This is a genomic window from Neisseria sp. DTU_2020_1000833_1_SI_GRL_NUU_006, assembly GCA_032388755.1.
GTDB classification, from domain to species: domain Bacteria; phylum Pseudomonadota; class Gammaproteobacteria; order Burkholderiales; family Neisseriaceae; genus Neisseria; species Neisseria sicca_C.
Map to the genome: position 1 here is coordinate 1,115,816 of CP135593.1, position 26,063 is coordinate 1,141,878.

29 protein-coding genes and 1 pseudogene are annotated in these 26,063 nt (G+C 51.0%); 29 read left to right on the plus strand and 1 reads right to left on the minus strand.

Going from position 1 to position 26,063, the window contains the following annotated elements; genetic code table 11:
• Positions 1-71: 71 nt before the first annotated feature.
• The 27 genes and pseudogenes from RSJ68_05460 (at position 72) to RSJ68_05590 (ending at position 22,219) form a co-directional block, all read left to right on the plus strand.
• Positions 72-488, plus strand: a complete 417-nt coding sequence (locus RSJ68_05460; protein WNU98164.1) for a phage virion morphogenesis protein — start codon at positions 72-74, stop codon at positions 486-488.
• Positions 489-718: 230 nt separating this feature from the next.
• Positions 719-1,780 carry a phage protease gene (locus RSJ68_05465; GenBank protein WNU98165.1) on the plus strand — a complete coding sequence of 354 codons (1,062 nt, stop codon included), beginning with the start codon at positions 719-721 and terminating at the stop codon, positions 1,778-1,780.
• Positions 1,780-2,688: a Mu-like prophage major head subunit gpT family protein gene (locus RSJ68_05470; GenBank protein ID WNU98166.1), complete on the plus strand. Its 909-nt coding sequence runs from the start codon at positions 1,780-1,782 to the stop codon at positions 2,686-2,688. Before RSJ68_05465 ends, RSJ68_05470 begins: the two co-directional genes overlap by 1 nt.
• Before the next feature lie 65 nt (positions 2,689-2,753).
• Positions 2,754-3,164: a hypothetical protein gene (locus RSJ68_05475; protein WNU98167.1), complete on the plus strand. Its 411-nt coding sequence runs from the start codon at positions 2,754-2,756 to the stop codon at positions 3,162-3,164.
• A complete protein-coding gene (locus RSJ68_05480; protein WNU98168.1) occupies positions 3,164-3,589 on the plus strand; it encodes a phage protein Gp36 family protein in 426 nt (141 codons plus the stop codon). The genes RSJ68_05475 and RSJ68_05480 overlap by 1 nt, the downstream gene beginning before the upstream one ends.
• A pseudogene (locus RSJ68_05485) lies at positions 3,573-4,234 on the plus strand (phage protein Gp37). The gene RSJ68_05480 and the pseudogene RSJ68_05485 overlap by 17 nt, the downstream one beginning before the upstream one ends.
• Entirely contained in the window at positions 4,221-4,412 is a 192-nt protein-coding gene (locus RSJ68_05490; GenBank protein ID WNU98169.1) for a DUF2635 domain-containing protein, read from the plus strand. The pseudogene RSJ68_05485 and the gene RSJ68_05490 overlap by 14 nt, the downstream one beginning before the upstream one ends.
• Positions 4,412-5,833, plus strand: a complete 1,422-nt coding sequence (locus RSJ68_05495) for a phage tail sheath subtilisin-like domain-containing protein (protein ID WNU98170.1) — start codon at positions 4,412-4,414, stop codon at positions 5,831-5,833. Before RSJ68_05490 ends, RSJ68_05495 begins: the two co-directional genes overlap by 1 nt.
• 49 nt (positions 5,834-5,882) lie before the next feature.
• Positions 5,883-6,260 (plus strand): phage tail protein, encoded by a 378-nt coding sequence (locus RSJ68_05500; protein WNU98171.1) that lies wholly within the window; start codon positions 5,883-5,885, stop codon positions 6,258-6,260.
• Positions 6,261-6,263: 3 nt separating this feature from the next.
• Positions 6,264-6,629, plus strand: a complete 366-nt coding sequence (locus tag RSJ68_05505) for a hypothetical protein (protein ID WNU98172.1) — start codon at positions 6,264-6,266, stop codon at positions 6,627-6,629.
• A gap of 50 nt (positions 6,630-6,679) precedes the next feature.
• A complete protein-coding gene (locus RSJ68_05510; protein WNU98173.1) occupies positions 6,680-6,838 on the plus strand; it encodes a hypothetical protein in 159 nt (52 codons plus the stop codon).
• A gap of 29 nt (positions 6,839-6,867) precedes the next feature.
• Positions 6,868-7,215 carry a hypothetical protein gene (locus tag RSJ68_05515; GenBank protein WNU98174.1) on the plus strand — a complete coding sequence of 116 codons (348 nt, stop codon included), beginning with the start codon at positions 6,868-6,870 and terminating at the stop codon, positions 7,213-7,215.
• A gap of 94 nt (positions 7,216-7,309) precedes the next feature.
• Positions 7,310-9,481 carry a PRTRC system protein F gene (locus RSJ68_05520; protein ID WNU98175.1) on the plus strand — a complete coding sequence of 724 codons (2,172 nt, stop codon included), beginning with the start codon at positions 7,310-7,312 and terminating at the stop codon, positions 9,479-9,481.
• Positions 9,481-10,746, plus strand: coding sequence for a DNA circularization N-terminal domain-containing protein (locus RSJ68_05525; protein ID WNU98176.1), 1,266 nt, complete (start codon positions 9,481-9,483; stop codon positions 10,744-10,746). Before RSJ68_05520 ends, RSJ68_05525 begins: the two co-directional genes overlap by 1 nt.
• A complete protein-coding gene (locus tag RSJ68_05530; GenBank protein ID WNU98177.1) occupies positions 10,736-11,911 on the plus strand; it encodes a phage tail protein in 1,176 nt (391 codons plus the stop codon). Before RSJ68_05525 ends, RSJ68_05530 begins: the two co-directional genes overlap by 11 nt.
• Positions 11,908-12,570, plus strand: a complete 663-nt coding sequence (locus RSJ68_05535) for a phage baseplate assembly protein V (protein ID WNU98178.1) — start codon at positions 11,908-11,910, stop codon at positions 12,568-12,570. The genes RSJ68_05530 and RSJ68_05535 overlap by 4 nt, the downstream gene beginning before the upstream one ends.
• A 111-nt stretch (positions 12,571-12,681) precedes the next feature.
• The gene (locus RSJ68_05540) at positions 12,682-13,029 is read left to right on the plus strand and encodes a phage GP46 family protein (GenBank protein ID WNU98179.1); all 348 of its coding nucleotides are present in this window, start codon (positions 12,682-12,684) and stop codon (positions 13,027-13,029) included.
• A gap of 25 nt (positions 13,030-13,054) precedes the next feature.
• Positions 13,055-14,107, plus strand: a complete 1,053-nt coding sequence (locus RSJ68_05545) for a baseplate J/gp47 family protein (GenBank protein WNU98180.1) — start codon at positions 13,055-13,057, stop codon at positions 14,105-14,107.
• 1 nt (position 14,108) lies between these two features.
• Complete coding sequence (locus RSJ68_05550; GenBank protein WNU98181.1) at positions 14,109-14,672, plus strand: YmfQ family protein; 564 nt, start codon at positions 14,109-14,111, stop codon at positions 14,670-14,672.
• Between the two features lie 2 nt (positions 14,673-14,674).
• Complete coding sequence (locus RSJ68_05555) at positions 14,675-15,760, plus strand: phage tail protein (protein ID WNU98182.1); 1,086 nt, start codon at positions 14,675-14,677, stop codon at positions 15,758-15,760.
• A 30-nt stretch (positions 15,761-15,790) separates the two neighbouring features.
• Positions 15,791-16,531 carry a hypothetical protein gene (locus RSJ68_05560; protein WNU98183.1) on the plus strand — a complete coding sequence of 247 codons (741 nt, stop codon included), beginning with the start codon at positions 15,791-15,793 and terminating at the stop codon, positions 16,529-16,531.
• Positions 16,532-16,543: 12 nt separating this feature from the next.
• Positions 16,544-16,804: a hypothetical protein gene (locus tag RSJ68_05565; protein WNU98184.1), complete on the plus strand. Its 261-nt coding sequence runs from the start codon at positions 16,544-16,546 to the stop codon at positions 16,802-16,804.
• Complete coding sequence (locus RSJ68_05570; protein WNU98185.1) at positions 16,801-17,121, plus strand: hypothetical protein; 321 nt, start codon at positions 16,801-16,803, stop codon at positions 17,119-17,121. The genes RSJ68_05565 and RSJ68_05570 overlap by 4 nt, the downstream gene beginning before the upstream one ends.
• A gap of 3 nt (positions 17,122-17,124) precedes the next feature.
• Entirely contained in the window at positions 17,125-17,529 is a 405-nt protein-coding gene (locus RSJ68_05575; GenBank protein ID WNU98186.1) for a hypothetical protein, read from the plus strand.
• Complete coding sequence (locus RSJ68_05580; GenBank protein WNU98187.1) at positions 17,526-21,056, plus strand: hypothetical protein; 3,531 nt, start codon at positions 17,526-17,528, stop codon at positions 21,054-21,056. The genes RSJ68_05575 and RSJ68_05580 overlap by 4 nt, the downstream gene beginning before the upstream one ends.
• Before the next feature lie 189 nt (positions 21,057-21,245).
• Positions 21,246-21,362: a Com family DNA-binding transcriptional regulator gene (locus tag RSJ68_05585; GenBank protein WNU98188.1), complete on the plus strand. Its 117-nt coding sequence runs from the start codon at positions 21,246-21,248 to the stop codon at positions 21,360-21,362.
• A gap of 77 nt (positions 21,363-21,439) precedes the next feature.
• The gene (locus RSJ68_05590) at positions 21,440-22,219 is read left to right on the plus strand and encodes a DNA adenine methylase (GenBank protein WNU98189.1); all 780 of its coding nucleotides are present in this window, start codon (positions 21,440-21,442) and stop codon (positions 22,217-22,219) included.
• A 190-nt stretch (positions 22,220-22,409) separates the two neighbouring features.
• Here the strand turns inward: RSJ68_05590 and typA are convergent, their stop codons facing one another.
• Positions 22,410-24,221, minus strand: coding sequence for a translational GTPase TypA (gene typA, locus RSJ68_05595; GenBank protein WNU98190.1), 1,812 nt, complete (start codon positions 24,219-24,221; stop codon positions 22,410-22,412).
• Positions 24,222-24,716: 495 nt separating this feature from the next.
• On the opposite strand from typA, the gene bfr (RSJ68_05600) reads away from it, so the two are divergent.
• Both bfr (RSJ68_05600) and bfr (RSJ68_05605) read left to right on the plus strand, forming a co-directional pair.
• Positions 24,717-25,181 (plus strand): bacterioferritin, encoded by a 465-nt coding sequence (bfr, locus tag RSJ68_05600; protein WNU98191.1) that lies wholly within the window; start codon positions 24,717-24,719, stop codon positions 25,179-25,181.
• A gap of 22 nt (positions 25,182-25,203) precedes the next feature.
• Positions 25,204-25,677, plus strand: a complete 474-nt coding sequence (gene bfr / locus RSJ68_05605; protein ID WNU98192.1) for a bacterioferritin — start codon at positions 25,204-25,206, stop codon at positions 25,675-25,677.
• Positions 25,678-26,063 lie beyond the last annotated feature (386 nt).

Sequence of the window (26,063 nt, forward strand, 5' to 3'; positions counted from 1 at the left end):
GAGGACTGCATAAGGGCTGCGGAGGGCAGACAAATTCACCGCTTTTTTAGTAGCCTAGGCAGGATAATACCATGATTGATGTCAAAATAGACAATATCTTTGTCGTCCTAAACCAAATCGAGCGTCTAGGCAACGGCGTCGAAAACCGCTACCTGCTGATGCGCCGACTGTCCGAAACCATGCACACGGCGGTCAAGCTCAATTTCCGCTATGCAGGCCGTCCGAAATGGTTGGGGCTGAAATACCGCGACGGCAAGCCGCTTTCGGATTCGGGTCGTCTGAAAGACAGTTTTTCCACACTGTCAGACAACGATACCGCCCTTGTCGGTACGAATATCGTCTATGCCGCCATCCACAACTTCGGCGGTATGGCGGGGCGCAACCGCAAAGTTCGAATTCCGCAACGGGAATTTTTGACGCTGACGGACGACGACAAACAGGCTTTGATGGACGATGTGCAGGATTATTTTTCGGGTCTGATACCGTGAATTTATAAAACCCTCAAAAACGCGCTTTTTAGCGCGTTTTTTTATGCGGGTAATACAAACACCTACCCAAGATATAAAAATCAATCCTAGACGCTTCTAAAAAGCCCCTGAAAACGATTAATTGTGTATCGCGCGGACAGGTTTTAAAAAAATGGCGGGAGGGTTTGAAGCACGCCTACTCTTTGTTGTTTTTTCAAATAGGCAAAATGACAGTATTGAGAGAGGTACACATGTCCAAAAATGTACAAAAAACCCTACTTGCCGTGTGCAGTTTCGAGGTGCAGCCCAAAGACGGGCGAATCCAACTGCTGCCATATGGCGAATTTCGCGCAGTAGATGGTCGTCCGACTGATGTCCCTGCGTGGTATCTGACTGAAGAGAACGGTCATGATGTCGCGTTGTTGGCCAACAGCTCGCGCAATCAGTTGGTTGTCGATTATGAACACCAGACGCTCTACAAAGAGAAAAACGGACAACCTGCACCTGCCGCCGGTTGGATGCGTTGGCTGGAGTTCACGCCTAAAGGCATGTTTGCCGAAGTGGAGTGGACGGACAAGGCGGCTGCGGCAATTGCCGCAAAAGAGTATCGCTACATCTCTGCTGTGTTTTCCTATGACACAAAGGGATATGTAACCAAAATTTTTCACGCCGCGCTGACAAATTTCCCCGCGTTGGACGGCATGGACGAGGTGCTGGCGGCAGCGTCGGCGCAAATTTTAAAACCGGAAACGGAGCAAAACCCTATGAAAGAGTTGTTACAACAACTGTTCGGCCTGTCTGAAGCAGGCGAAGAAGAACTGAAAGCGGCTTTGTCCGCCCTGCTGGCTGCCAAACCTAAAGAAGTGGCTTTGTCTGCTGATGTGTTTGCACAGTTGGCAGAGAAAGACAGCCGCATCGCGGCATTGACGGCGCAAACCGCCAAGCCTGATTTGACTAAATACGCGCCTATCTCGGTGGTTCAAGAGCTGCAAAGCCAAGTTGCTGCCCTGACCGCCGAGCGCGAAGCCGACAAAGGCAACGAATTGATTACCGCCGCGCTGACTTCAGGCAAATTGCTGCCTGCTCAGAAGGAGTGGGCAGAAGGCGTATTGAAACAGCCGGGCGGCTTGGCATTTTTGACCGGCTTTATTGAAAACGCCCAACCTGTCGCAGCTTTATCCGGCACACAAACAGGCGGCAATTCGCCGGAAGAACGTGTTGCTGCACTGACTGCAGAGGAAGAGCGTGCCGCGAAAATGCTGGGTATGACCCCAGAGGAATTTAAAAAAGTGAAAGAAAGTGAAGGTAAGTAATGGATAAGGCAGCAATTTTAGCCGCCCTGACGGCAGCATTCCGCAAAGAGTTTCAGTCCGGCTTAGATTCGGTTAAGCCTGACTACCCTGCTATCGCTATGACTATTCCGTCAACAACATCGACGAATACTTATGCGTGGCTGGGCAAATTCCCGCAAATGCGCGAGTGGGTCGGCTCACGTCAGATCAAAAAAATGAGCAATCAGGCAATGAGCTTGGAAAACAAAAAATTCGAAGCGACTGTCGGCGTGGCTCGCACTGACATCGAAGACGACCAAGTAGGTATGTACCGTCCGATGATGGCCGCAATGGGTGAATCCGCTGCCGCTCTGCCTGATACGTTAGTGTGGGGTCTGCTCAAAAAAGGTAAAACCACCATTGGCTACGACGGCCAATACTTCTTCGACGTTGACCATCCAGTTTTCGAAAACCACGATGGCACAGGTCAAAACACGCCTTATTCCAACCTGACTACCGGTACAGACAACGACGCACCTACATTCTACGTCGTTGACGACACCAAAACCCTGAAGCCTTTGATTTTCCAAAACCGCACCGAAACAGAGTTCGAAACCAAATTCGATCCGTCTAAATCCGACCGTGTGTTCATGGAAGACGAATATCTGTATGGCTCGCGCCGCCGTTGTAATGCCGGTTTCGGTTTGTGGCAGTTGATGCACATGGCAGAAAAAACCGCGTTGACCCGCGAAAACCTTGCCAAAATCATCGTGCAAATGCAAAAAACCAAAGCTGATGGCGGTTATGTCTTAGGCATTAAACCAAGCCTGTTGGTCGTCCCGCCCGAGTTGGAAGACAAAGCCCGCGAACTCTTGGAAGCCGACAAAATCAACGGCACGACCAATACCTTCAAAGGTCGTCTGAAACTGCACGTTTGCGTGCATCTGTAAACCCCAAACCGCTTTCAGGCGGTCTTTAAAACCTGTTTAAAGACCGCCTGAAACAAGGAGTAAATATGGCAAAAGCAAACAACACTGAAGATTTGGAGCAAATCGGCGAAGCAGGTGTCGGCGCTGACGCTGAAAAAATCCAAGCAGAACTCAATGCCTTGAAGGCAGCGCATGAAGAAGCTCAAGCGAGAATCGAAGCCCTGACCCTTGAGTTGGCAAAAGCCAATGAAGAGAAACAGGCAATTTCCCATGAACTTGCCGAATTGAAAGCTGAACACACTAAGCGCGCAGCCGATGCTTTGGCAGAAAGCCGCGACGTCATGTTGGTCAGCACAGGTGTCGATGGCAACGAATTTTGGCGCGCAGGCATTTTGTTTAATGGCGAATGGCGTGAAGTCAAACGCGCCGAGGTTGGTGAGAAGGCATGGGCTGCAATCTGTGCCGAGCCTGCATTACAACGGAAGGTGGACGAGTAATGGCTTATGCCACAGTGGCGGACATGATTGCGCGTTTTGGAGAGCTGGAGGTTTTACAGCTTACCGACCGCAATCAGGAAGGTGTTATTGACAAGGCTGTCGCAAAAACCGCATTGGATGATGCTACTGCCGAAATCGACGCCTATCTCGGACGGTTCAAGCGACCATTTGGGAAAATCCCTCCGTTACTGGTGCGCCTATGTTGTGATATCGCCCGTTACCGTTTGACGGCGGCTCAGGGGATTTTAATCACAGAGGAAATCCGAAACCGCTACAAAATCGACGTATTGGAAATTTTAAAGGCACTCGCCAGCGGAGATATTCAATTGGGTATCGACGATGCCGGTGAGGAAGTCAAAGCCGAAAACACTGTGATATTCGTCAACGGTAAAAACAGGATATTCGCCCGTGATAACAAAGATTGAGCAAGCAATTGTAAGCCGTCTTAAAAATGGCTTGGGTCGAATGGTTCGAACTGTCAAAAGCTACAGCGGCGAACTGGAAGACTTGGCAACACAGGTAATGGTGCTTCCTGCCGTATGGGTAACCTATGGTGGCAGCCGTATCGAGCCGAAAGCAACTGGGAAGAAACGGTATCAAGACAGCGCGGAATTTGTTGTGATGGTTGCTACCCGGTCTCTTAGAAACGAGGCGGCATTAAGACAAGGCGGCACGGATGCACGCGAAATCGGCAGTAACGACTTGTCTATGCCGTACGCCGCCTATTGGACGGGCAGAGTCTGGGGTTTAGTGATTCACGCGGGTTGACCCCAAAGGCAGTACGCACCCTTGCCAATAATGTTTTGGTGCAAAACTCGGCGGTCAGTGTGTTCGCAATTGAGTATGTTCTACGGTTTGACAGCTTTGCTTTGGAGGACGGTCGATACCCTGAACGCCAGAATGACCAAAGCCACCCTGATTTCATCTTTAGCAGATATTCGGGCAAATCCGATGCTGCATACCCGGACTTTACCGGCGTAGATGGCAAAATTTTTGACCCAAACGGCGGAGAGGTGCCGTTGCATGTTGATTTGAAGGAAAAAAAGGATAAACAAAATGGCAATGATTAAAGTAGTTGCTGCGGACGGTCTGCGCGTCCCGTTGTCCAACCATCCCCATGAGTACATCGAGCAAGAGCCGGTCGAAATTGATGGCGACAACTTGTATTACCGCCGCCTGCTCATGGATGGCGATTTGGTAGAGGTCGCCGATGAATCGGAAGCGTATAAAGCGAAAGGAGCTAAATAATGGCTGACGCTATCAGTTTTGACACTATTCCGGGCAGTATTCGCGTACTGGGGCAGTATATCGAATTTAATACGCGAAATGCGGTTCAGGGTTTGCCGCAAAACCCGCAAAAGGTTTTGATGCTTGCGCCGAAAACAGGTGGAACACAGCCCGAACTGGAGCCGATTCAGCTTTTTAGCGACGCGCAAGCGGCTGATTTATTCGGCAAAGGCTCTCTTGCTCATTTGATGGTCCGTCAGGCTTTCCGAAATAATCAGTATCTTGATTTGACAGTTATCGCTTTGGCAGATAACAGCGCGGGTGTGGCTGCTGAAGGCAGCATCGTCATCAGCGGTACGGCAACAGGGCCGGGAGCGGTAACTGTTTCCGTCGGTGGGCGTGATGTTAGCGTTTCCGCTGCCAAGGGCGAGACGGCTGTTGATGTGGCTACACGCCTGCGTGCCGCCATCGAAGCATCCGACCTGCCTGTTGTGCCAGTGCTGACCACGCCCGCATCAAACGGCAAGCTGACGCTGACCGTCAAATACAAGGGCGAGGTCGGCAACGAGCTGGGCTTGTCCTGCGATACGGGCAATACCGGTCTGACCTATCAAATCAGCGCGTTTGCCAAAGGCGCGAAAAACGCCGAAATCGCCGCCGCCCTGACCAAAGTGGCGGGCAGACACTACCACATCATCTGCTCGGCATTTTCAGACGACGTCAATGCCAAAGCATTGAGCAGCCATATCGAGCAGGTTTCAAATGCCATCGAACAGCGCGGCTGTATCGGCGTTTTGGGATGGCGCGGCACGATTGCGACGGGTACGGCATACACCGCCAAACTCAACGACGGCCGCATTACCTGTGCTTGGTACAAGGGTGCGGCAGAGCCGAACGGCATGATTGCTGCGGGCTACGCGGCGGTGCTTGCCTTCGAGGAAGACCCCGCCCGCCCCCTGAATACTTTGGAAATCAAAGGTCTGAACGTAACACCAGACGCGCAATGGCCGCTGTTTGCCGAGTGCAACAATGCGTTATACAACGGTTTGACACCGTTGGTAATCGTGAATAACAAAGTCCAAATCATGCGCGCCGTGTCAACGTACACCAAAAATCCTGCAAATGCCGACGACCCCGCCCTCTTGGATATCACGACGATTCGCACGCTGGACTACGTCCGCCGCTCAATCAAAGAGCGTATTGCGCTGCGTTTCCCTCGTGACAAGCTGTCCAACCGCACACCTCTCAAAGTCAAGAGCGAGATTTTGGACGTGTTGATTAAGCTGGAGCAAGCGGAAATCATCGAAAACGTTGAAGCGAACAAAGGCAAACTCTTAATCGAGCGCAGCCAACAAGACGCCAGCCGCTTGAACGCGGTCATCCCATCGGATGTCGTCAACGGTCTGCATGTCTTTGCCGCCCGCGTAGATTTGATTTTATAAACTGTTCAGACGGCCTTTAAGGTCGTCTGAAAAATTGAAAGGATAAAACATGAGCGACGCTACCTACGCAGGCGCGGTAATTATGGAGGTCAATGGCCGCGACGTCGAAATCATCAGCATCAAACCGCAGACTACCACTGGACGCAAGCCCGTTAAGACCATGAACCGGCAAGGTCGTGTTTTGGGATACGCCGACGGCGTAACCGAACACAAGCTCAGTCTGACTGCTGCCATTCCGATTGACGGTACCGAAATTGACTGGGATAACATCACTAAAGCCAAAATTACGATTTACCCCATCAACGACGAAGGCAGACGCACGTCTTATTTGGACTGTTTTACCGTTGATACCAGCGAACAATACGAAGTCGACAACGAAGCCCGTATCGACATTGAGATGGTTGCGCTGCACAAAATTAAGGAGTAATGCGTGATTACCGTCAAACTGACCCACGGACTGACCTATCAGGATAAAACTGTTGCCGAAATCCGCCTAAAGCCCTTAAGTGTCGGTGGCGAGCTGGCGGCGTTTTCCCTGATCGACGATTTACCTGAACTGCCCGGTGACGCCACAAAAGCCGAACTGCTGCAACGCGACGTCATCGAGACGTTGACCTATTGGTCGCAGCAGATTGTCGCCGACAATATTCCGTCCGACATCATGACGGCGCAGTGGCTGATGGATAATCTGTCCACCCAAGACTATCATATTGTGATGGCGGCACAGGAAGACTTGCGCCTAAAACCGTCCGCCGCTACGGCGAGCCACGACGCGCCGTCGGCGGCGGAGCAGTAAAACGCAGCTACCTGACGGCACACAAAAACTACCGTCAGGCGGTCATCCTGATGGCAAAGGCGGGTATAGGCGCGGACGCGGTGCGTCAAATGTGTCACGCCGAGCTGGCGGCATGGTTCGATGATATTTTGGCAAGTTTGGGTATCAAAACGCCTAAAGACGACGGTGTGATTATCTCTCGGCGGCAGAAGAAGCCTGAAGACAGGTAGATTTACCATAGTTATAATAAAGCCGTGCAATGTCGCACGGCTTTTGTTTTAGTGAAGTGATGGATAATAAACAGCATATGAATGTCCCGCCGGAGATATTGGAAAACCTACGTCCGTATAAGGCACATATCGAGCGATTGTGCCTGGAATGTGGGTATCACGGTTTAATGGGGGTTATAAAAACCGAAGAGCCTTGGTATGTGTCCCTTAGTTTTCTGATTTTATTTGCCATCGGCTTAGTGGCTTATATCTATTTTTCAGTTTGGGTTATGTTTGCAGTTGTGTTTGTTACAGCTTTGATTATTGCAGGGTTAAAGGACGGGAAATGCAAAACTGTTACATTATGCCCTTGTTGTAAAAAAGAAATCAGCGATTAAAGACGTAGGAGGGGTTGAAATCCGTACCGCCCTCCCTTAAACAGCCTTTAAACGATAATTGACCCTGAGTTAATACGTTTAAAGGCTGTTTTTTATGGCAAACGGAATCTTGAAGCTGGTTCTGGCACTGACCGGGAAGGACGACGGGGCGCGTCGGCTGCTGGCGGATACGCAGCGTCAATTGGAGCGGACGGCAAAATCGCGGGAGGCGTTGGAAAAGTCGGCACGATACTACGCGATGACGGGCGTACGCTCGGAACAACAGATACGCCGGGAAATCCTACAGACACAGGCGGCTTACAACCGTCTGGCAAAAATTGGCGCGGCATCGAAAAACGATTTGGCACGGGCGGCGGTTGCGACGCGCAACCGTATCCGCGAGCTGAACGCGGAATTGAAACAGGGTGCGGGGTTTGCGGACAGGATGGGCAAAATCGGACGGGCGGGCGCGGCTGTCGCTGCGGGCGGTGCGGCGGCATATGCGGTTTTAAAACCCGCAATGAATGACCGCAAGCAGCTTGACGAGAACATCAACCGCGTGGCGCGTCAGGCGTTTATTGAGGACAACAGCAAGTCGGCGGCTTGGATTGCCACCGAAGGCGCGCGGCAGGTCAAGGATTTGGCACTCGAACTCGTGCAGAAAAACGGCGGCAACCACGACAAAGCCTTGGATGTCATCAGCGGCATGATGACGACGGGTCTCAATTTTGCCCAAACCAAAGAGGAGGCGCAGGCGGCCTATGCCTTTTCGCTCGCCTCGGAAGGCAGCGGCGCGGATACGTCAAAACTGATTAAAACCCTGAAAGACGGCGGGATGAACGGCAAGGATTTGAAACTTGCCCTCGAACACGTCTTGCAGTCGGGGTTGGACGGTACATTTGAGGTTCAGGACATGGTGCGCGAGCTGCCCGCCCTGCTGCCTGCCGCTCAACAGGCAGGCATGAACGGCGTAGGCGGTTTGGACTACCTGCTCTCGCTCTTGCAGTCTGCGGCAAACAAATCGGGCAGCCCCGCCGAAGCGGCGACCAATGTGCAAAACCTGTTAAGCAAAACCCTGTCGCCGGACACAATAGGTCGTCTGAAAAAGATGGCGAACCCGAACGACCCCAAAAAAGGCGTGGACTGGGTAGGCTCGGTATTGAAGGGTAAGGAAAACGGCGAAAACGCGGTGCAGGTGTTGTCCCGCCTTGCCGATGCCATGTTGGCAAAGGATAAGCAATACCAAGATTATCAGGCACGCGCGGCGGCAGGCGATAAGACGGCGGCGGAGCAGGCAAATATGCTTAAGGGCGCGCTTTTGGCGCAACTGTTGCCTGATTTGCAGGCAAAACAAGGCTTGCTGGCTGCAACGGATATGACGCAAATCCGTGAATATATGGCTTCGTTGGCTGGCGTAACCTTGAACAACGGAAAAATCGGCAAAATCAACGAAGCGCGGATGATGACGGATGCCGCCAAGCAGGAGCAGGCGGAATCGGTAAAACTCTTGGAAGAGAGCCTGACCAAGACGCTGGTGAAAGCGGAAACGGCGTTCAAGCAACTGGCAGCGGAATACCCTAATGCCACTCTAGCCCTGCAAGCCCTGACGACGGCGGCAACAGCGGCGTCTGCCGCAATGTTATTAACCGCCGGTGGCGGTAAAGGTGGCGGCTTTCTGAAAGATGTAGGTAGTAAAGCGTTGGGATGGGGTAAGGCTGCGGCAGGCGGCGTGGCAGCAGGTGCCACAGCGGCAGGCGGTAAGTTGCTGTCATGGGGTAAATCTGCCGGTAGCGGATTAATGAATAATCCTGCGTTGGTTAAACGGGCGGGATTGTTGGGCATGTTGCTGTATTCCGAGTCTTTGGGGGACGGCACATTGCCAAAGGGTTTGCGTGGTACCAAGACAACTCCTGAAATGATTAATCGCCTGAAAAACAACGGTATCCGATTTGAACCTGCGCCGAAGCGGGAACAGGCGCGGGGTGGTGTCCCTCAGTATTTGGCTGCTCCGTCAGCGCAGCCTACCGATAAGATGTTGTCTCCGTTGTTTTCAACGCAGACGGCGGCGTATCAGGCAGCCATTCAGCAGCAGACGGCGGCGTATCAGGCTGCATTGGCGCAGGATACGGCTGCAGTTACAACAGGTTTGGCACAAGTGCAAAGTGCGATGGCGTCGGCAAGTCAGACCATCAATACCAACGTGAGCCTGAATATTGACGGACGTGTTATCGCGAATGAGGTATCTAGACAGCAAGTACAAATCTTCGGTCGGGGAGCAGGACAATAATGTGGCACACCATCCTACAACCCGCGTCCTACAAGGGCGTGGGCTTTGAAATTGAGAATATGGACGAGCGCAACGGCAAGGCTCTCGCCGAACACGCACGGCCTTTTGTAAACGGTATCGACCTCGAAGACATGGGGACGACTGGCCGTGAAGTGCAATTGAGCGCGGTCTTTTGGGGTAAAGGTTATGCAGGCCGTCTGAAATCCTTATTGGATAAGCTGGAAGAGCGTGGCGGTGGAGTTTTGGTACATCCCGTATGGGGACGAATGCAAAACATGATTGGGGCGAGTTGGAGCTACCGTCATGAGGCGGATTACTCGGATTTTGCCCGTTTGGATGTGACATTTCGTGAAGCGACTGAGGCACAGCTGATTTTCGTCTTTGAAAACAGTTTCCTGATGGGCGTTGAGCGGTTGATTGCGCAGATTGATACCTACCGTGCTGCAGGAGAGGGGTTTATCGACGCACTTACTGCCCAGGTGGCGGCGGGGCAGGCTCTGCGCGGCAGTGCTGCGGGTTTATGGAGTGTTGCATCGGGAGTGTTTGAAGCGGTTCGTTCGTTGTTTGATTTGGATTCAATTCGTTTTCCGTCGCGTGGCGGATATAGCCAAAAGGCTTTTAAAGCAGGGTTCCCGCGCCTAATTGCAGATGTATCCTCAATGACTACGGAGGGGTTGCGGCAGGCTGCTTATTTGGACAGACAGGACAAAGGCGGTGCCGGTGCGCGGCAATGTTATGACGCGGCGGCGGCTCGGGCTGATACGGTGGCAACCTTAGTGGCTGATTTGGGCAAAGGTCGTCTGAAAGATAGCGTAAAGCGGCAAGTTGAGACGGTAGGTTTGATGGTTAGACTGATGTCAGATGCGGCTTTGACTGCTGTTGTGGCGGATTTGGTCGATGCTGACGGCGAGACGATGACTGCGCCCGAATTAATGCACATCAACCGTGATATGCGTTTGCGTTTTCAGACGACCTTGACGGCTCTGCGACAGGCAGACGGAGCAGGTATGGAGGATGCCGGTTACACGGTTATCGAGGCGGTGCGAGAAACTGCCGGTCGTCTGAATGCCATGATTGCCGCGGCAATCAATCAAAAACCTCCGCTCTTGGTGCGTCCTGCGCCCATAAATGGAACGATGCACCAAATCGCCCATGAATTTTACGGCGACTTAAATAGGGCTGACGAGCTGATACGGCTTAACCCGCATATCGTTCATCCTGCCTTTGTGAAACGTGATACTTTGGTTAATTTGTATGCAAAATAGTTCTTATAACTACGAAATAGCCGTCCGAGTTGCTGGGAAGGAACACCGGCATTGGGAAAGTTACGACATCGACGGTGACTTCCTTATTCCTGCCGACGGCTTTGAATTCATGGTCGGATTGCCTTACGGGGAATCTGAAATTCCCGATTTGTCAGGCGAGGCTTGCTCGGTTGTGATAAACGGGCAAACTGTCTTAACTGGCATTATCGACACGCAAATGCACGATAAAGAAAAAGGCCGCCGCAGTCTGCGCTTGTCTGGGCGTGACTTCGCGGGATTGTTGGTTGACTGCGCCGCCCCTCAGTTGAATGTTAAAGGCATGACGGTATTGGCCGCTGCTCAAAAGCTGGTCGCGCCATGGTCACAAATAAAAAAAGTAGTGCTGAAAGCTGAGAAAAACCCGACCTTAGACAAAATAGACATCGAGCCGGGCGAGACGGTTTGGCAGGCTTTGACCCATATTGCCAACTCTGTGGGATTGCATCCTTGGATGGAACCGGACGGTACTTTAGTTGTCGGCGGGGCAGATTATGCCAGCCCGCCTGTAGCTACACTTTGTTGGAGCAGGAATGATAAACGCCGAAATACCGAACGTGTCAGTATTGAGCGAAGTATTGAGAACAGGTTTTCCGAGGTTACTTTTTTAGGGCAATCCCATGCCAAGAAGGGCGATAGCGCGAAGCATGACCTGAAATGGCAGTACAAAGACCCGACCATGACGTTGCACAGACCAAAGACGGTAGTGATATCTGACGCTGAAAACCTTGAAGCTCTTAAACGGCAGGCTAAAAAGCAGCTTGCCGACTGGCGGCTTGAAGGGTTTACCTTGACGATAACGGTCGGCGGGCATACGACCGAGGACGGCACACTCTGGCAGCCGGGGCAGCGTGTCCACGTCATTGATGAAGAACACGGTATCGATGCTGTCTTTTATCTGATGGGGCGGCGGTTTATGCTCAACCGTATGGACGGGACGGCAACGGAATTGCGGCTCAAGGAGGATGGTGTATGGGTGCCTGACGCTTATGCTACGAAATCCGAATCGGCGCGCAAGCGTTCAGGCAAGAAAAAAGGCGTTACCGACAAACAGAAACAAGCCCCGAAAACAGGCGCAAGAAACGGTAAAACAGGAAAACAAGCAACAGAAACGGCGGTATTTCAATGAGTTTGGTAAAAATGGCAAGAAAGACGGCGCAGGTGGTGCAGCAAATCGGCGATACTATGCGCGCGGCGTTTCGCGGGAAAATCACACTGGTGGTGTCGTCCGAGCCTATCCAGCGTGTACAGCTTAACGGCTTGGCTGACGAAGTGCTGCAGGAGTTGGAGCATTTGCAGGAGTTTGGTTTTGCCAGTAACCCGCCTGAAGGTTCGGAAGCAGTGGTCATTCCGTTGGGCGGCGATACGACCCACGGTGTGGTTGTGGCCACACAGCACGGCAGTTTCCGGATTAAGAATCTGAATCCTGGCGAAACGGCGATTTTCAGTCAGGACGGTGCGAAAATCGTGATTAAGCGCGGGAAAATCATTGAAGCTGACTGTGATGTGTTTAGGGTCAACTGTCAACACTACGAGGTCAACGCATCATCGGCGGCTGATTTTAAAACACCCAAGCTGGAGACAAGCGCGATCTTGACGGCACAGGGGCAGTTCAACGGCAACGGTGGGATGGCGGTCGAGGGCGGCAGCGGAGCACGGTTTAAAGGAAATATCGACCTTAAGGGAGACTTTGAGAGTACAGGTAAGGTTACCAATAACGGCAAAAACATCGGCTCAGACCACAAACACCGTGGCGACAGCAACGGCACGACATCCGAACCGCTTTAAATCTTTACGGCATTCAAAAGGTCGTCTGAAACATTTTCAGACGACCTTTTTGTTTAAGGGTTTGAAACACTTACGCTCTTTAAATGCAGTCAAAAACGAGAAAATGACAGCATGGACAAACAACTAGACCCAAACAGCGGCGACTACACAGGCCGCATGACCGATAACCTGCAAAACGCAGTTTATATCCGCCTACTGACGCCGTTGGGCAGCTGGTGGGCGGATAAATCGGTCGGCTCATTGTTGCATCTGTTGCAACGTGAGAAAGACTTGGAACGGGTCAGTCTGTTGGCAGAGCAGTACGCATCAGAGGCGTTACAGCCCATTGTGGATAGCGGCAGAGCAGACAACATTACCGTCAAAGCAGGGCAGCCGCGAAACGGCAGCCTGATACTGAGCATCCGTGTAGAGACTGCAACAGGCGCGTTCGATTACAGCCATAAAGTCCCTCTGATTTAAAACCGATTTAAAAGGCCATTATCAAGTGTTTAAAACCCCGACATTCGAACAGATACGCGACACGATTCTGCGCGATACCAAGAGTATTTGGCCGTCGGCAGATGTCAGCGAGGACAGTGACCACTTTGTCCACGCCAGCCGTCTTGCAAGCTGCGCGATGGGGCAATACGCACATCAACACTGGATAGCCCGTCAAATATTTCCAGATACTGCAGACAGCGATTATTTGGAACGACACGCCGCCATGCGCGGTATTTATCGTCGAAATCCGACAACTGCGACGGGCGAAGCAAAACTGACGGGTATTGCAGGCAGCCAAATCGCTGCAGGTCTGCAAATCAGAGCAGGAAGCAGGCTCTATCAAGTCAGATTCGCGGGCGAAATTAGTGCGAACGGTGTGGGCAGGGTCAGAATCATGGCCTTGGAATCTGGTGCAGCGGCGAATACGAACGAAACCTCTGCCGAAATGATGGCCGCGCCGATTGGCGTGTCGTCCGACTGTACCGTGTCAGCCGAGGGAGGGACAGACGGCGAAAGTGACGCATCTCTGTTGGCAAGATTGCTTGAAATCCTGCGCAGACCGCCTGCCGGTGGCAATAAATACGATTACCGCAACTGGGCATTGAGTGTTGATGGAGTGACCGCCGCTTATGTTCATCCATTGCGCCGAGGTTTGGGTACGGTAGACGTGGTCATTACATCTGAAAACGGTCTGCCGTCCGATGAAACCATTAAGAAGGTACAGGACTATATCGACGATGTACGCCCAGTCACGGCTAAGAATGTGGCCGTACTTAAGCCTGATATCACAGCATTGACGGTGGAAATGCAGGTCAAGGTTGATGGCGTAGCATTGGAATCAGTTAAAGAGCGAATCAAAGTCGCTCTGACAGAGTATTTCGACAGTTTGATACCGGGCGACAGCGTGATTGTGTCGAAGATTGAGGCAGCAATCAGCAATACTGATGGCGTGATTGACCGAAAACTGGTCTCTCCGGCTACGAATTTGGCAGCAGATACATCAAACAAGGTCGAATGGTACAAGCTCGGTAATTTAGTTATCACAAAGATGGTGTGACATGGGATATAGAGAGACCTTATTAGGGCTATTGCCTCCCGTGTCATACGCCCGCACTGCGCCGCGTATCCGCGCGCAGGCGCAGATTGACGGTAAAGCCTTGGATGAAGTTCAGGAACACGGTTTGACGGTTACCAATGCAATCAACCCAGCGACATCGGGTGATATGTTACTGGATTGGGAGCGTGTCTTGGGGCTAATTCCAGACGGCAAAACACGGCAAGAGCGAATACTTGCCGTGCTCGCAAAGCTTAATGAGACAGGCGGGCTGTCGATACCTTATTTCGTCCAACTCGCAGCTGCTGCGGGCTATCAGATACAGATTACCGAACCACAGCCCTTCCGTGCAGGGGTAAACAGAGTTGGCGACCGGCTCGGTCACGAAGATGTGATTTATGTGTGGCGCGTGAATATTAAAAACGGCAACAACCACATTTATCAATTCCGTGCGGGGGTTTCAACGGCTGGCGAACGGTTGAGTGGCTACGGTGACGCGTTTATCGAACGTGTTATCCAAGATTTAAAACCTGCACATACAGATGTGCATTTCACTTATGAGAGGTAGCGATGTATCCAATTGAGACATCGGACAAGCTGTTTCGTGACGGCAACGGCACCAGCGAACTGGGAACAGTTCTTCCTGCATGGTGGTTAAACCAAGTTCAGGCGGAATTAATAGGCATTTTGGAAGCGGCGAAATTGTCGCCTGAGAAAAACAATCAGAACCAAGTCCGTCGAGCCATTGAAAAACTGATCGGTGACGAAGTCGGCAAAATCCAAGAGGCAAACAATCAGGCTGACGGCGGTAATGTCAAAACGACAGGTAATCAAAACGTCAATGGTATGAAAACGTTCCTTGCTGAATTCAACGCTGCCAAGGGATTGTCTGTATCTGATACCAAAGCCTTATTGGACGGCGGAAATGTACTTAACTTAGGCGCAAATGCCGATGGTGGTTACCTGTTCAATAGGAAATCAGGTAAGGAATTACGGCTTGCCAACAACGGCAGCCTGTTATACGACGGGTCAGACATTATTACCGCCCGCAAAGTAAGCCACAACCCCGATGACCAAACGGTTGCAACCGTACCGTCATCGTTTGCGCTCAATAAGGCGTTTGACAACTCAATCAAGCGCGGAGGCGCAATCGGGCTGGGCGGAGCGGCGCACCAGATTGCTATCGGCTGGGACACGCCCGGACTGATCGCCAAAATCGATAACCACATCTTTAACGTCGGCGTCCCGACAGGCGCAATCGCCTATTTTCCCTATGCCGCCGCCCCCTTCGGCTGGCTAAAAGCAAACGGCGCGGCAGTGTCGCGCACCGTCTATGCCAACCTATTCGCCGTCATCGGCACCGCTTATGGCTCAGGCGACGGACGAACTACCTTTAATCTCCCGGATTTGCGCGGCGAATTTATCAGGAGTTGGGACGACGGGCGAACTGTCGACAACGGACGTGTCCTAGGATCATGGCAGGCAGATGAATTCCGAAGCCACAGTCACGGCATCGGTATCAGCCGCATGACCGACACCGACAGGGGGAGCAATCTGTCAACCGTATCGGTTGACACTGTCGGCCAAACCGACCCGGCTGGCGGCATCGAAACGCGCCCTAGAAATATCGCCCTGCTGGCATGCATCAAGGCATAAGCCGCCTTAAACCGTTTAGAAAGGTAAAAAATGACCCAAAACATCCAATGGACAAAACCCGTCTGCCAACTTGATGCCGACCATCTCTACATCGGCCAAACCACAGCCGATCTGGACATCATGGCACGCGACGGAAGCTATCTGATTCCCGCCGGCTGCATCGATACCGACCCGCCCGAAATCAGCGCAGACCGCGCCGCCCGCTGGAACGGCGAAGGCTGGGATTCCCTCGAAGACCATCGCGGCAAAATCGCCTACCGAAAAACTGACGGTACAGCCGTTACCATCGACCAAATCGGCAGCCTTTCAGACGATCTGACCATGATTGCCCCGCCATCGGAATATTGCGAATGGGACGGAAAAAAATGGACGGAAAGTCAAATCAAAAAAGCAAAAGCGGACGAGATTAAACTCGCCTCCGCAAAAGGTATCGCCCTGCATCGCCTCAATCAACATGCCCAAGCCATCGTCAACGATCAAAGCGGCATGGATGACCTTCCGGCCTTTGAAGTACAGAGCTGGCCGGTGCAAGCATCCGAGGCCCGCGCATGGCAGGCGGACAATTCCACTCAAACTCCTGTCCTTGACCAAATTGCCCAAGCAAGAGGCATCAGTCCTGACAAACTCAAAGCGGCTGCCCTCAAAAAAACCTTGGCCTATGAATCCCTTTGCGCCACCGTCGCAGGCAAAAGGCAGGCAATCGGGAAACAAATCGAAGCCGCCAAAACCCTAGACGAATTGAACACCATCGATACCGAAATCAGCTTGTAAGGTCGTCTGAACATGAAACAAAGCATCAAAAACTATATGAGAAATATCGCCATTGCCGCCGACCAGCTCGCCAATGCCATGATTGCAGGCAGTCCGGACGAAACCGTCAGCAGCCGTGTCTACCGAGGTGCAGTGTTGGCGGCACAGCCGACCCGCGTTGCCCGCATGGCGTATCGCGCAATAAATACACTGTTTTTTTGGCAGGACGACCATTGCCGTGCGGCCTACCTGCGAGAAAAGCAGCGGGCGCACTTACCGGATGGGTTGAAATGACCGCCCACGCTGATTTTGCCGTCAAACAAGGTACCACCGTACCGCTGACCTTTGCCGTACTTGACGGCAAGGGAAAGCCGCATCCATCGCTTAAACATCTGGACAGTGCAGTTTTGACCATTGCCCCGACAGCCGCAGAGGCTTTTGCCTTGCCCCTCTCCGTCAAGCCGGGCGGCATCGGTACGCTCTTGACGGCAGAGCAGACACGGGGATGGAGATGGCGGTGGGCGCGGTACAGCGTGCGCGTTACCGTAAAAGGCGTCGCCGCCGTGATTTACGAGGGCAATCTGACCCTTGAGACAGAGTTGGGAGCTTAACAAATGGCAGAGATAAAAGGCGGTATTACCGTCAGCGGCGGCAGCGTTGACAGTATGCCGGTCATCCTCGACGGGCGTACAAGCCTGTACACCGAGGCTATCGAAAGAGGCTTGATAGAGCCTGATACGACTTATGAGCAGTTTTTAGAGCGTTTGGCAGTCAAGCCGGGCGAACTTAAAAAGGCTGTCAAAGAGGCAGTCGCCGCCGATTTGGATAATAAGGTAAACGCTGCGGTAGCGGTTGCGGTCGCCCAGCTCAAATTAATCGGCTCTGGCAATGTCGCACCGGTGCAGCCCAGCCCGCAACCCGATCAGCCCGTTGCGCCCGCGCCGAAACCTGCGACCAATACCGACCTGTCTGATGAGGCATTAGCAAAAGTGAATAAAATTTTAGGAATTACGCGATGACATCAAACTTAGACCAAGCCATTGTAGCGATTGCAACAACGGCGGCGGACGCCAAAAAACTGGCAGCCATCGAACCTGCCGTAAACGAAGCAGGCGAGTTGCAGTATGGCGGCAAAACCATCACTAAACTTATTACACCATCGACCCTTACCAGAGAGGTGGGAGTTGCTTTGGGCGGCCCTGATGTTGCCAATAGTCTGTACAAACAGCAAAGCAATTTTGAAGAATTTCAGGTCAAGGAAGCATCCCGCATTGCGCTTGAACAGGGTGTTTACTACATCGAAGACGCGTTGCCTGAAGACCTTAAAGAGAAGGTTCGCACTCGTCATTACGAAAAAGAGAAAAACATCAATCAAGCAGAAGCGTTGAAAATCGTCCAACTCATTCAGGCGTGGCTGGATAAGTTGCCGTCCAATGTTTGGATTTCCACGCGCGGCGGCGTGTTCCCGCTGACCAAAAACGTCGGTTATGCCCCCGATTATTTCGGCGCGGACAACCGCATTAAAACTCGCGGTGTCGGTTATGGTTTCAAACCTGGAACTAAGGAAAGAATACCCGATGAAGTCAGATTGACGCTTCACGGTTGCCAGCCTTGTTTGGCGTTCCGTAAATTCAAATTCAATACGATTGATTTTACGAAGGGTACTTTTATTGTCGAAGAGCATGGTCAGGATGCCTTCCACCTTTGTGATGGTTCTGAAGGCACTCGCATCATCCACGCAGGCAATATCACAACCCGCGCATACCTGAAGTATGGCTATAAGTCAGGGGCAGACCTTGACAAAATGCTATGGCCTCCGATTGACGGATGGTCTAAAGAAAACCCGCATCTTGGTACAGGTATGGCGGAAAAAGGCGTGGCGGAGGCTGGCTTTAATACCACCACATATCCTATTGTTGATAATGCAACCTACATGAATAATAGCCTTATTTGTGAAGGCATTAAGAATTTTGAAGGTTGGTTCTCAGGAGAGCAGGTACTCCAGTACATCCGAGATGAAGACGGCACTCGTTATCTTTCAGCAGGCGGCTATTGGGATGCAAACGGAAATTCTAAATTTCCGCGACATGACGGTACTACTGGAGATACATGGGGTAAATGGCGCGGCGGTCAAATCGGTAGTCGTGCCTATGGATGGCGCATCTATGGCACAAATCGAACCCATATAGAGTATTTTGACGTTCGCGGGTTTAACGGCGGCGGCATTGTTTGCGGCTTGTATGGTGCGCCCGATGGCGAGCAAGTCGATGCGCGTGATTCAAAAGCTGCTTACGATGCAGGTATTGTTGCAGTAAACACTAAAATCACCGGTGGGTACTTTACCCACAACTATATTTGCGGGGTTGAGGCTATTCGTGCGAGCGGGTACGAGCTTTGCGGCATATATGCCCCTGACTCCGTCGTCGGACACCCTGACGCGCACCTCGAGCACGTCCGAGGAATTGGTGGTACTACCTCAATCGACCCGGGCTATCAGCAATGTACCAGCCGTTATTTGCCGTTAGATAACGTCTTCATCCATGACAACGTTTTCGGTCTTGGTAAACGTAAAATCATGGATATTCATACGGGCAATAACGTCAAGGTCATCAATAACAGCGGACGCGCAATGTATTACGGCGTGTCAACCGTTATCGAAGAGTTGTTTGCAAGTAAGTTGATTAACCCTAAAGACCCGCGCAACAGTAAAGACACCGCCGACCCGTATTCATTCCCGTATCAAGACAGTAACATTGAAATTCGCGGCAATGTGATTGTTTCAGGCTTGTTTGGTTTGCATCCAATCAACGGGGCATCAGGCGTGAAATTCCGTAAAGATGCTGGCAAATGGTGGCTTCGTTGCCATCAGGTTTGGGCTGACAATATCGTTTATGCGCCGCGCGGACTGATTTGCAACTTTGGGCATAACCATTTTGTGATTGATAACAACCAGTTCACTTTTGCCCTGCCTTTCGGTACTTTTTACGGTTTGAATCAAATTTCGGACATCAAAGTAACCAATGGCGGCAGCGGTTATACATCGCCGCCGAAAGTGATAATCACAGGCGGCGGCGATGAAGCCTATGACGCCAAGGCACGCGCCAAAATCAAAGACGGCAAAGTCATCGAAATTCGTATTGAGCGCGTTGGCAGCCGTTACATGGTTCCGCCTACCGTTACCATCGAAGGCGGCGGCGGGTCTGGGGCTACGGCTGAAGCGTATGTGAATACCTTTACCTACGGAATGTTGGTAGGGGCTGAAGGAAGACACGGTACAATGCTTGGCAGCGTGATTACCCGAAATTATGTTCAAAACTCGCCTGAAGGCAACTTTGCGCGTCAAATTACCATTGGCAATCTTCGCGGGGCTACTATCGCTTGCAACTATGCAGACGTTACGCCATATTCGAGCGTCGAAAAGGCTAAAAAACCTTTCGGCGACCCGTATGTTAGCAATAGCATGAAATACCGTGACGGCATTGGTTCATTCGGCTTTTACGGCGGGGCATTGGACAAGTGCGAAGTATTCGGGAACTACGAATACGACCAAATGACAGACAGACTGGATGTATGGACCGGAAGCAGTTTGCGCGGCGATAAAGTTGTTAGTGTGCATAGCAATTATGCGCCGACGACTCAACAGGATTTCTTGGATGCCATCAAACAAAAATCGTTTGAGATGCAGCTTGAAGCCCTTAAGACCGAGATGGCGGCTATGAAGGCGGCTGGTACGGTTACTCCAAGCCTTGCGAACACGCCGCAATCTGACAGTGGCTCACAAGGCGCAACGGCTACTGCACAGCCGACAACGCCTGTGGCTCCGGCACCGACAACACCGGCACCTGTAACGCCAGCTAACCCACTGACAAATAGCGATCAGGCGCAAAGCCAGCCTGCGGCCAAGCCCGAAACGTCCATCAAATTTACGTTTGATGGAGTTGCGGTGACAGCTACCGAGATTGTTGGTAGCAACGGTACATCCAAACTAAAAACCGAAAATAACTCAATAAAATCTGGCGAGCCTGATGAGTGGGTTGGCGCGTTTGGAGAGGTTGACGGACATAAAGTCATGTTTGCGAGTGCAGCCGGTACAGATAAAGGCGTACGCTATATTGAGAGTGATGGCATTGCGTCTGATGGATCATCAGATAGTGCAATCATTGTGCCGATTAAAATATCTGCAACATCGAGCAATGGCGGGGCTTTTGCAGCGATAGTCCTTAATGGCCGAAATATAGTCAACTCAGGTCTGCTGGTGACGGACGCAGATGGCGGATTTAAGTTGCGACCTGTTGACGGTACGACCGTTAACGGACAACCAATTTCCGCCCAAAAAATCTACGAATACGACAAATGGCATGTTGCCGTTATCACCGTAAAATCAGGCGATGAGCGTCGATTTGATAAAGTAAGATTTGGCATTAACCACGTAAGCAACTCGGGGCGTAGTGCAACGATTGGTGCAGGCATCGAGTTTGTTCAAGGCGACATCAGTAAGGCAGCCGAAAAAGCCGCTACGCTGATGACGGAGTACGGGATCAGTTGATCTATAAATTAAAAGGTCGTCTGAAAACAGACGACCTTTAGAAGGAGATTTAAGAATAAAGTGGGACGGCGACGTAGCAGTGCGGGAACACCGCTACGCCAGCCAAGCAGAACAAGCCTGCATTGACTTCTAAGGCCGCCTTAGTCTCTAGAGACCGGGGCATTCTATCTGATACAGGAGTGGATGCAAATGCAAATTTATCGTGAGTTACGCTGCAAATACTGCGGCAAATTACTGGCAAAAGGCAGCGGTTTCGTGCAAATAAAATGCACACGCTGCAAAAATATTAATTCTTTCAGTAACTAAAAAATCAGTAGAGTGCCGTTGAGCATCATATTAATTCTGTTTCCGAGCGTCCCGAATGCCGCAAATTAGGAGTATATATGATGCAAAAAACACAACAAACTCTACCGATTATCCCTTGGATGGGCGGCAAACGCCGATTGGCAAAACACCTGTTGCCCATGTTTCCCGAGCATTCGTGTTATGTCGAGCTGTTTTCCGGCGGCGCGGCGTTGTTCTTTATGCGCCCAACGCCTGCTAAAGTAGAGGTACTCAACGACATCAACGGACAGCTCATCAACCTGTACCGCGTGGTACAACACCATTTTGACGAGTTCGTCCGCCAGTTTGAGTGGACACTGACAAGCCGAGAGGTCTTTGCCCGCCTGCAAAGCACGCCGCCTGATTGCATGACCGATATTCAACGAGCTGCCCGGTTCTTTTATTTGCAGCACAATGCCTTCGGTGGCAAGACCGTCCATCAACATTTTGGCACGGCTACCACGTCAAAAGCGTGGGATGCGTCGCAGATTGAGGTTAAATTAAAGGCTGCTAAAGACCGTTTAAAAGGTGTTTATATAGAAAGCGAACCGTGGGAGCGTTGTTTAAAACGATATGACCGCGAGCACACTTTCTTTTACGCTGATCCACCATATTGGCAAACGGCAGGCTACGATAGTGCTTTTGATTGGTACCAATACGAGTTGATGGCAAAGGCAATGGCGGAGAGCAAAGGTAAGGTCATGTTATCCATCAATGACCACCCTGATATAAGGGCGTTGTTTAAAGATTTTCGTATTACTCAACTGGAGTTGGCTTATACCGTAGGCAGGGATAAGACGGGCAAAACCAGCGGCGAATTGGTTATTTGTAACTGGTAAAAACAAAAGCGACGTTTCCGTCGCTTTTCTTACTTTCTGCTATCCGATATATAGTGCAAAAGCTGTCGCAACTTTTAAAACGTACCGAGTGCAAAAGTTAATGTAACAAAGTGCAAAAGGCGGCGGCGGCTTACAGTCGTCTGAAAATTTTCAGACGACTTTTTTTCATTTCATCAACAGTCTAGTGGAATCAATCCAGCTTTTTAAAGTGGCGGCGGCGTTCGAGTTCGCTCAGATAACGCTTGCGCAGGCGGATGGACTGCGGCGTGATTTCAACGAGTTCGTCATCATCGATAAACTCGACCGCACCTTCCAGCGTCAGCTTGATCGGCGTGGTCAGGCGCACGGCTTCGTCGGTGCCGCTGGCGCGGATGTTGGTGAGTTTTTTACCTTTGAGCGGGTTGACCACCAAATCATTGTCGCGGCTGTGGATGCCGATAATCATGCCTTCGTAGATTTTATCGTTGGGCGACACGAACATACGGCCGCGGTCTTCCAGATTCCATAAGGCATAAGCGACGGCTTCACCTTGCTCTTGGGAAATCAGTACACCGTTGTGGCGGCCGGGCATATCGGGTTTCACGGGCGCGTAGTCGTCGAATACGTGGCTCATCAGGCCGACGCCGCGCGTCAGGGTCATGAATTCGCCTTGGAAACCGATTAAGCCGCGCGCGGGAATATGGTATTCGAGGCGGGTACGGCCGTTGCCGTCACTTTCCATATTGGTCAGTTCGCCGCGGCGGCGGCCGAGTTCTTCCATTACCGCGCCTTGGTTTTCGTCCGGTACGTCCACAGTCAGGTTTTCATATGGTTCGCATTTTTGACCGTCGATGTCGCGGTACACCACGCGCGGCTTGCCGACTGCCAGTTCAAAGCCTTCGCGGCGCATGTTTTCCAGCAAAATGGTCAGGTGCAGTTCGCCACGTCCGGATACGCGGAACACGTCGGCATCGGCGGTATCTTCCACGCGCAGGGCGACGTTGGTCAGCAATTCTTTTTGCAGGCGGTCGCGGATTTGGCGGCTGGTCACGAATTTGCCTTCGGTACCCGCCAACGGGCTGGTGTTCACCATAAAGTCCATGGTCAGCGTCGGTTCGTCCACGCTCAACATCGGCAAGCCTTTGGGGTTGTCTTTGTCGGTGATGGTTACGCCGATACCGATGTCTTCGATACCGGAAATAATCACGATGTCGCCAGCTTCGGCTTCTTCAAGCGGTACGCGTTCCAAACCTTTGAAACCCAAAAGCTGGTTGATGCGCCCTTGGGCAATTTGCTGATCGTGGTTCATCACGGCAACGACTTGGCCGGGTTTGATACGTCCGTTCAGGATACGACCGATGCCAAGACGGCCGGTGTAGTTGTCGTAGTCGAGTTGGGAAATTTGCAGTTGCAGCGTTTCGTCCGCGCTGCCGCTCGGTGCGGGCGTGTGTTTTAAGATGGTGTCGAACAGCGGACGCATGTCGTTGCTCTCGTCGGTTTCTTCCAGTTTGGCGAAACCGGACAGGCCGGAAGCGTAGACAATCGGAAAGTCCAATTGCTCGTCGGTTGCGCCCAAGTTGTCGAAGAGTTCGAAAGTTTGGTCGATGACCCAGCTCGGGCGGGCGGACGGTTTGTCGATTTTATTGATGACGACGATCGGTTTCAGTCCCAAAGCCAAGGCTTTTTTGGTAACGAAACGGGTTTGCGGCATCGGGCCTTCCTGCGCATCTACCAACAATACGACGCAGTCCACCATACCCAAAACACGCTCCACCTCGCCGCCGAAGTCGGCGTGTCCCGGAGTGTCGACGATGTTGATGTGGTAGCCTTCGTAATCGATGGCGGTATTTTTGGCGAGGATGGTAATGCCGCGTTCTTTTTCAAGGTCGTTGCTGTCCATCACGCGTTCGTCAACCTGCTGGTTGGCGCGGAATGTACCGGATTGGCGCAGCAGTTGGTCAACTAATGTGGTTTTGCCGTGGTCGACGTGGGCGATGATGGCAATGTTGCGAATTTGTTTCATGGTGATATGTATTTCAAATGATTTTTATCAAAAAGTAACTCGCGATTATATCACGGTTCATCTTATCGGACGGAGGGGGAGTAGATTAAATTTGAATTGGTACGGCGTTTGTCCTGGTTCAACCGTCATTCACTATATGTGTACTGCGGCACAGTTTGACGATATAGTGGATTAACTTTAAAAGCATTTGAGAATAATTAATAATAAAATTTGATTGGATTTTATAATTTATTTGCTTTTATTTATGGTTAAAGAGTGTAAATGTTTTTGAATGTTGAAATGGATTCTTAATACCAATGGCAACAAATATCTATATAAAACAAGATATTGAATTTTCAGACGACCTTTTAAGGCTTCTGTTTCTTTTGATAATTGTTTGTATTTTAAATAGAAAATTTGTCAAGCGTCAGGCTTTTTCATACAATTCAGCCATCAAGAAACAACACGCAATGTTTTTTACAGACACTTTACAATTTCAAAGAAAGAGAAAGAATTATGCAAGGCAATCAAGCTGTTATCGATTATATGAACGAACTGTTGTCCGGCGAGCTGGCTGCACGCGATCAATACTTCATCCACTCACGCCTGTACTCCGAATGGGGCTACAACAAACTGTTCGAACGTCTGAATCATGAGATGGAAGAAGAAACCACTCACGCCGAAGACTTCATCCGCCGTATCCTGATGCTGGGCGGTACGCCTAAAATGACCCGTGCCGAACTGAACATCGGTACCGACGTGATTTCCTGCCTGAAAGCGGATTTGAACACCGAGTACGAAGTACGCGATGCATTGAAAAAAGGCATCAAACTGTGCGAAGAAGCACAAGACTACGTTACCCGTGATTTGATGATTGCCCAGTTGAAAGACACTGAGGAAGATCACGCCCACTGGCTGGAACAACAACTGCGTCTGATCGAACTCGTCGGCGAAGGCAACTACTACCAAAGCCAACTGTAATTAAGCGTATAAGGAGCTGAAAATGAAAGGCGATCGCTTAGTTATCCGCGAATTGAATAAAAACTTGGGCTTGCTTTTGGTTACCATCAACCAATATTTCCTGCATGCCCGCATTTTGAAAAACTGGGGCTTTGAAGAATTGGGCGAACATTTCTTCAAACAGTCCATCCGCGAAATGAAATCCGCAGACGATTTAATCGAGCGTATTTTGTTCTTGGAGGGTCTGCCTAACCTGCAAGAATTGGGCAAACTGCTGATCGGCGAATCAACCGAGGAAATCCTGTCCTGCGATTTGACGAAAGAACAGGAAAAACACGATGCCCTCATCGCTGCCATCGCCATCGCGGAACAACAGCAAGACTACGTCAGCCGTGATTTGTTGGAAAAACAAAAAGACATCAACGAAGAACACATCGACTGGCTCGAAACCCAGCAGGAGCTGATCGGCAAAGTCGGTTTGCCGAACTACCTGCAAACAGCGGCGCAAGAGGACTAAAACACAAACCACTGCCAAATATAGCAGTCCCTGCACCCATAAACGGCATATCTTTTCGGATATGCCGTTTTTCTTTTCATCAAGCCCGTCTGGAAAACAGTATTTCAGTTTTTCAGACGACTTACCTTCTTCTAAAGAATATGTAACCCCATGAAACCCCAACCCCATACAAAAGCCCTGAAAACCGGACAAGTTTTCATGGCTTAATTTTATATTCTACACTTGTTTACACGCTAAAGGCTTGAAAAATAAAATGTAGTTTTAAGTAATAACTGTTCTCATTGATGTAAGTCAAAAAAACATCGGGTATGCATTCACATCTCCGCCAATCGTTACACTTCATAGAGCTAAAGTGCTATTCTGCAAAGGTAAATTTCTTCTACCTA

Excerpts from the sequence above, each read along its gene's own strand:
- RSJ68_05560 (WNU98183.1), top strand. The coding sequence starts at position 15,791 with ATGACCCAAAACATCCAATGGACAAAACCCGTCTGCCAACTTGATGCC.
- RSJ68_05520 (WNU98175.1), top strand. The coding sequence starts at position 7,310 with ATGGCAAACGGAATCTTGAAGCTGGTTCTGGCACTGACCGGGAAGGAC.
- RSJ68_05565 (WNU98184.1), top strand. The coding sequence starts at position 16,544 with ATGAAACAAAGCATCAAAAACTATATGAGAAATATCGCCATTGCCGCC.
- bfr (WNU98191.1), top strand. The coding sequence starts at position 24,717 with ATGCAAGGCAATCAAGCTGTTATCGATTATATGAACGAACTGTTGTCC.
- bfr (WNU98192.1), top strand. The coding sequence starts at position 25,204 with ATGAAAGGCGATCGCTTAGTTATCCGCGAATTGAATAAAAACTTGGGC.
- RSJ68_05575 (WNU98186.1), top strand. The coding sequence starts at position 17,125 with ATGGCAGAGATAAAAGGCGGTATTACCGTCAGCGGCGGCAGCGTTGAC.
- RSJ68_05490 (WNU98169.1), top strand. The coding sequence starts at position 4,221 with ATGGCAATGATTAAAGTAGTTGCTGCGGACGGTCTGCGCGTCCCGTTG.
- RSJ68_05480 (WNU98168.1), top strand. The coding sequence starts at position 3,164 with ATGGCTTATGCCACAGTGGCGGACATGATTGCGCGTTTTGGAGAGCTG.
- RSJ68_05510 (WNU98173.1), top strand. The coding sequence starts at position 6,680 with ATGGCAAAGGCGGGTATAGGCGCGGACGCGGTGCGTCAAATGTGTCAC.
- RSJ68_05475 (WNU98167.1), top strand. The coding sequence starts at position 2,754 with ATGGCAAAAGCAAACAACACTGAAGATTTGGAGCAAATCGGCGAAGCA.
- RSJ68_05530 (WNU98177.1), top strand. The coding sequence starts at position 10,736 with ATGCAAAATAGTTCTTATAACTACGAAATAGCCGTCCGAGTTGCTGGG.
- RSJ68_05550 (WNU98181.1), top strand. The coding sequence starts at position 14,109 with ATGGGATATAGAGAGACCTTATTAGGGCTATTGCCTCCCGTGTCATAC.
- RSJ68_05500 (WNU98171.1), top strand. The coding sequence starts at position 5,883 with ATGAGCGACGCTACCTACGCAGGCGCGGTAATTATGGAGGTCAATGGC.
- RSJ68_05540 (WNU98179.1), top strand. The coding sequence starts at position 12,682 with ATGGACAAACAACTAGACCCAAACAGCGGCGACTACACAGGCCGCATG.
- RSJ68_05515 (WNU98174.1), top strand. The coding sequence starts at position 6,868 with ATGTCGCACGGCTTTTGTTTTAGTGAAGTGATGGATAATAAACAGCAT.
- RSJ68_05580 (WNU98187.1), top strand. The coding sequence starts at position 17,526 with ATGACATCAAACTTAGACCAAGCCATTGTAGCGATTGCAACAACGGCG.
- RSJ68_05555 (WNU98182.1), top strand. The coding sequence starts at position 14,675 with ATGTATCCAATTGAGACATCGGACAAGCTGTTTCGTGACGGCAACGGC.
- RSJ68_05585 (WNU98188.1), top strand. The coding sequence starts at position 21,246 with ATGCAAATTTATCGTGAGTTACGCTGCAAATACTGCGGCAAATTACTG.
- RSJ68_05590 (WNU98189.1), top strand. The coding sequence starts at position 21,440 with ATGATGCAAAAAACACAACAAACTCTACCGATTATCCCTTGGATGGGC.
- RSJ68_05460 (WNU98164.1), top strand. The coding sequence starts at position 72 with ATGATTGATGTCAAAATAGACAATATCTTTGTCGTCCTAAACCAAATC.
- RSJ68_05470 (WNU98166.1), top strand. The coding sequence starts at position 1,780 with ATGGATAAGGCAGCAATTTTAGCCGCCCTGACGGCAGCATTCCGCAAA.
- RSJ68_05465 (WNU98165.1), top strand. The coding sequence starts at position 719 with ATGTCCAAAAATGTACAAAAAACCCTACTTGCCGTGTGCAGTTTCGAG.
- RSJ68_05535 (WNU98178.1), top strand. The coding sequence starts at position 11,908 with ATGAGTTTGGTAAAAATGGCAAGAAAGACGGCGCAGGTGGTGCAGCAA.
- typA (WNU98190.1), bottom strand. The coding sequence starts at position 24,221 with ATGAAACAAATTCGCAACATTGCCATCATCGCCCACGTCGACCACGGC.
- RSJ68_05525 (WNU98176.1), top strand. The coding sequence starts at position 9,481 with ATGTGGCACACCATCCTACAACCCGCGTCCTACAAGGGCGTGGGCTTT.
- RSJ68_05570 (WNU98185.1), top strand. The coding sequence starts at position 16,801 with ATGACCGCCCACGCTGATTTTGCCGTCAAACAAGGTACCACCGTACCG.
- RSJ68_05495 (WNU98170.1), top strand. The coding sequence starts at position 4,412 with ATGGCTGACGCTATCAGTTTTGACACTATTCCGGGCAGTATTCGCGTA.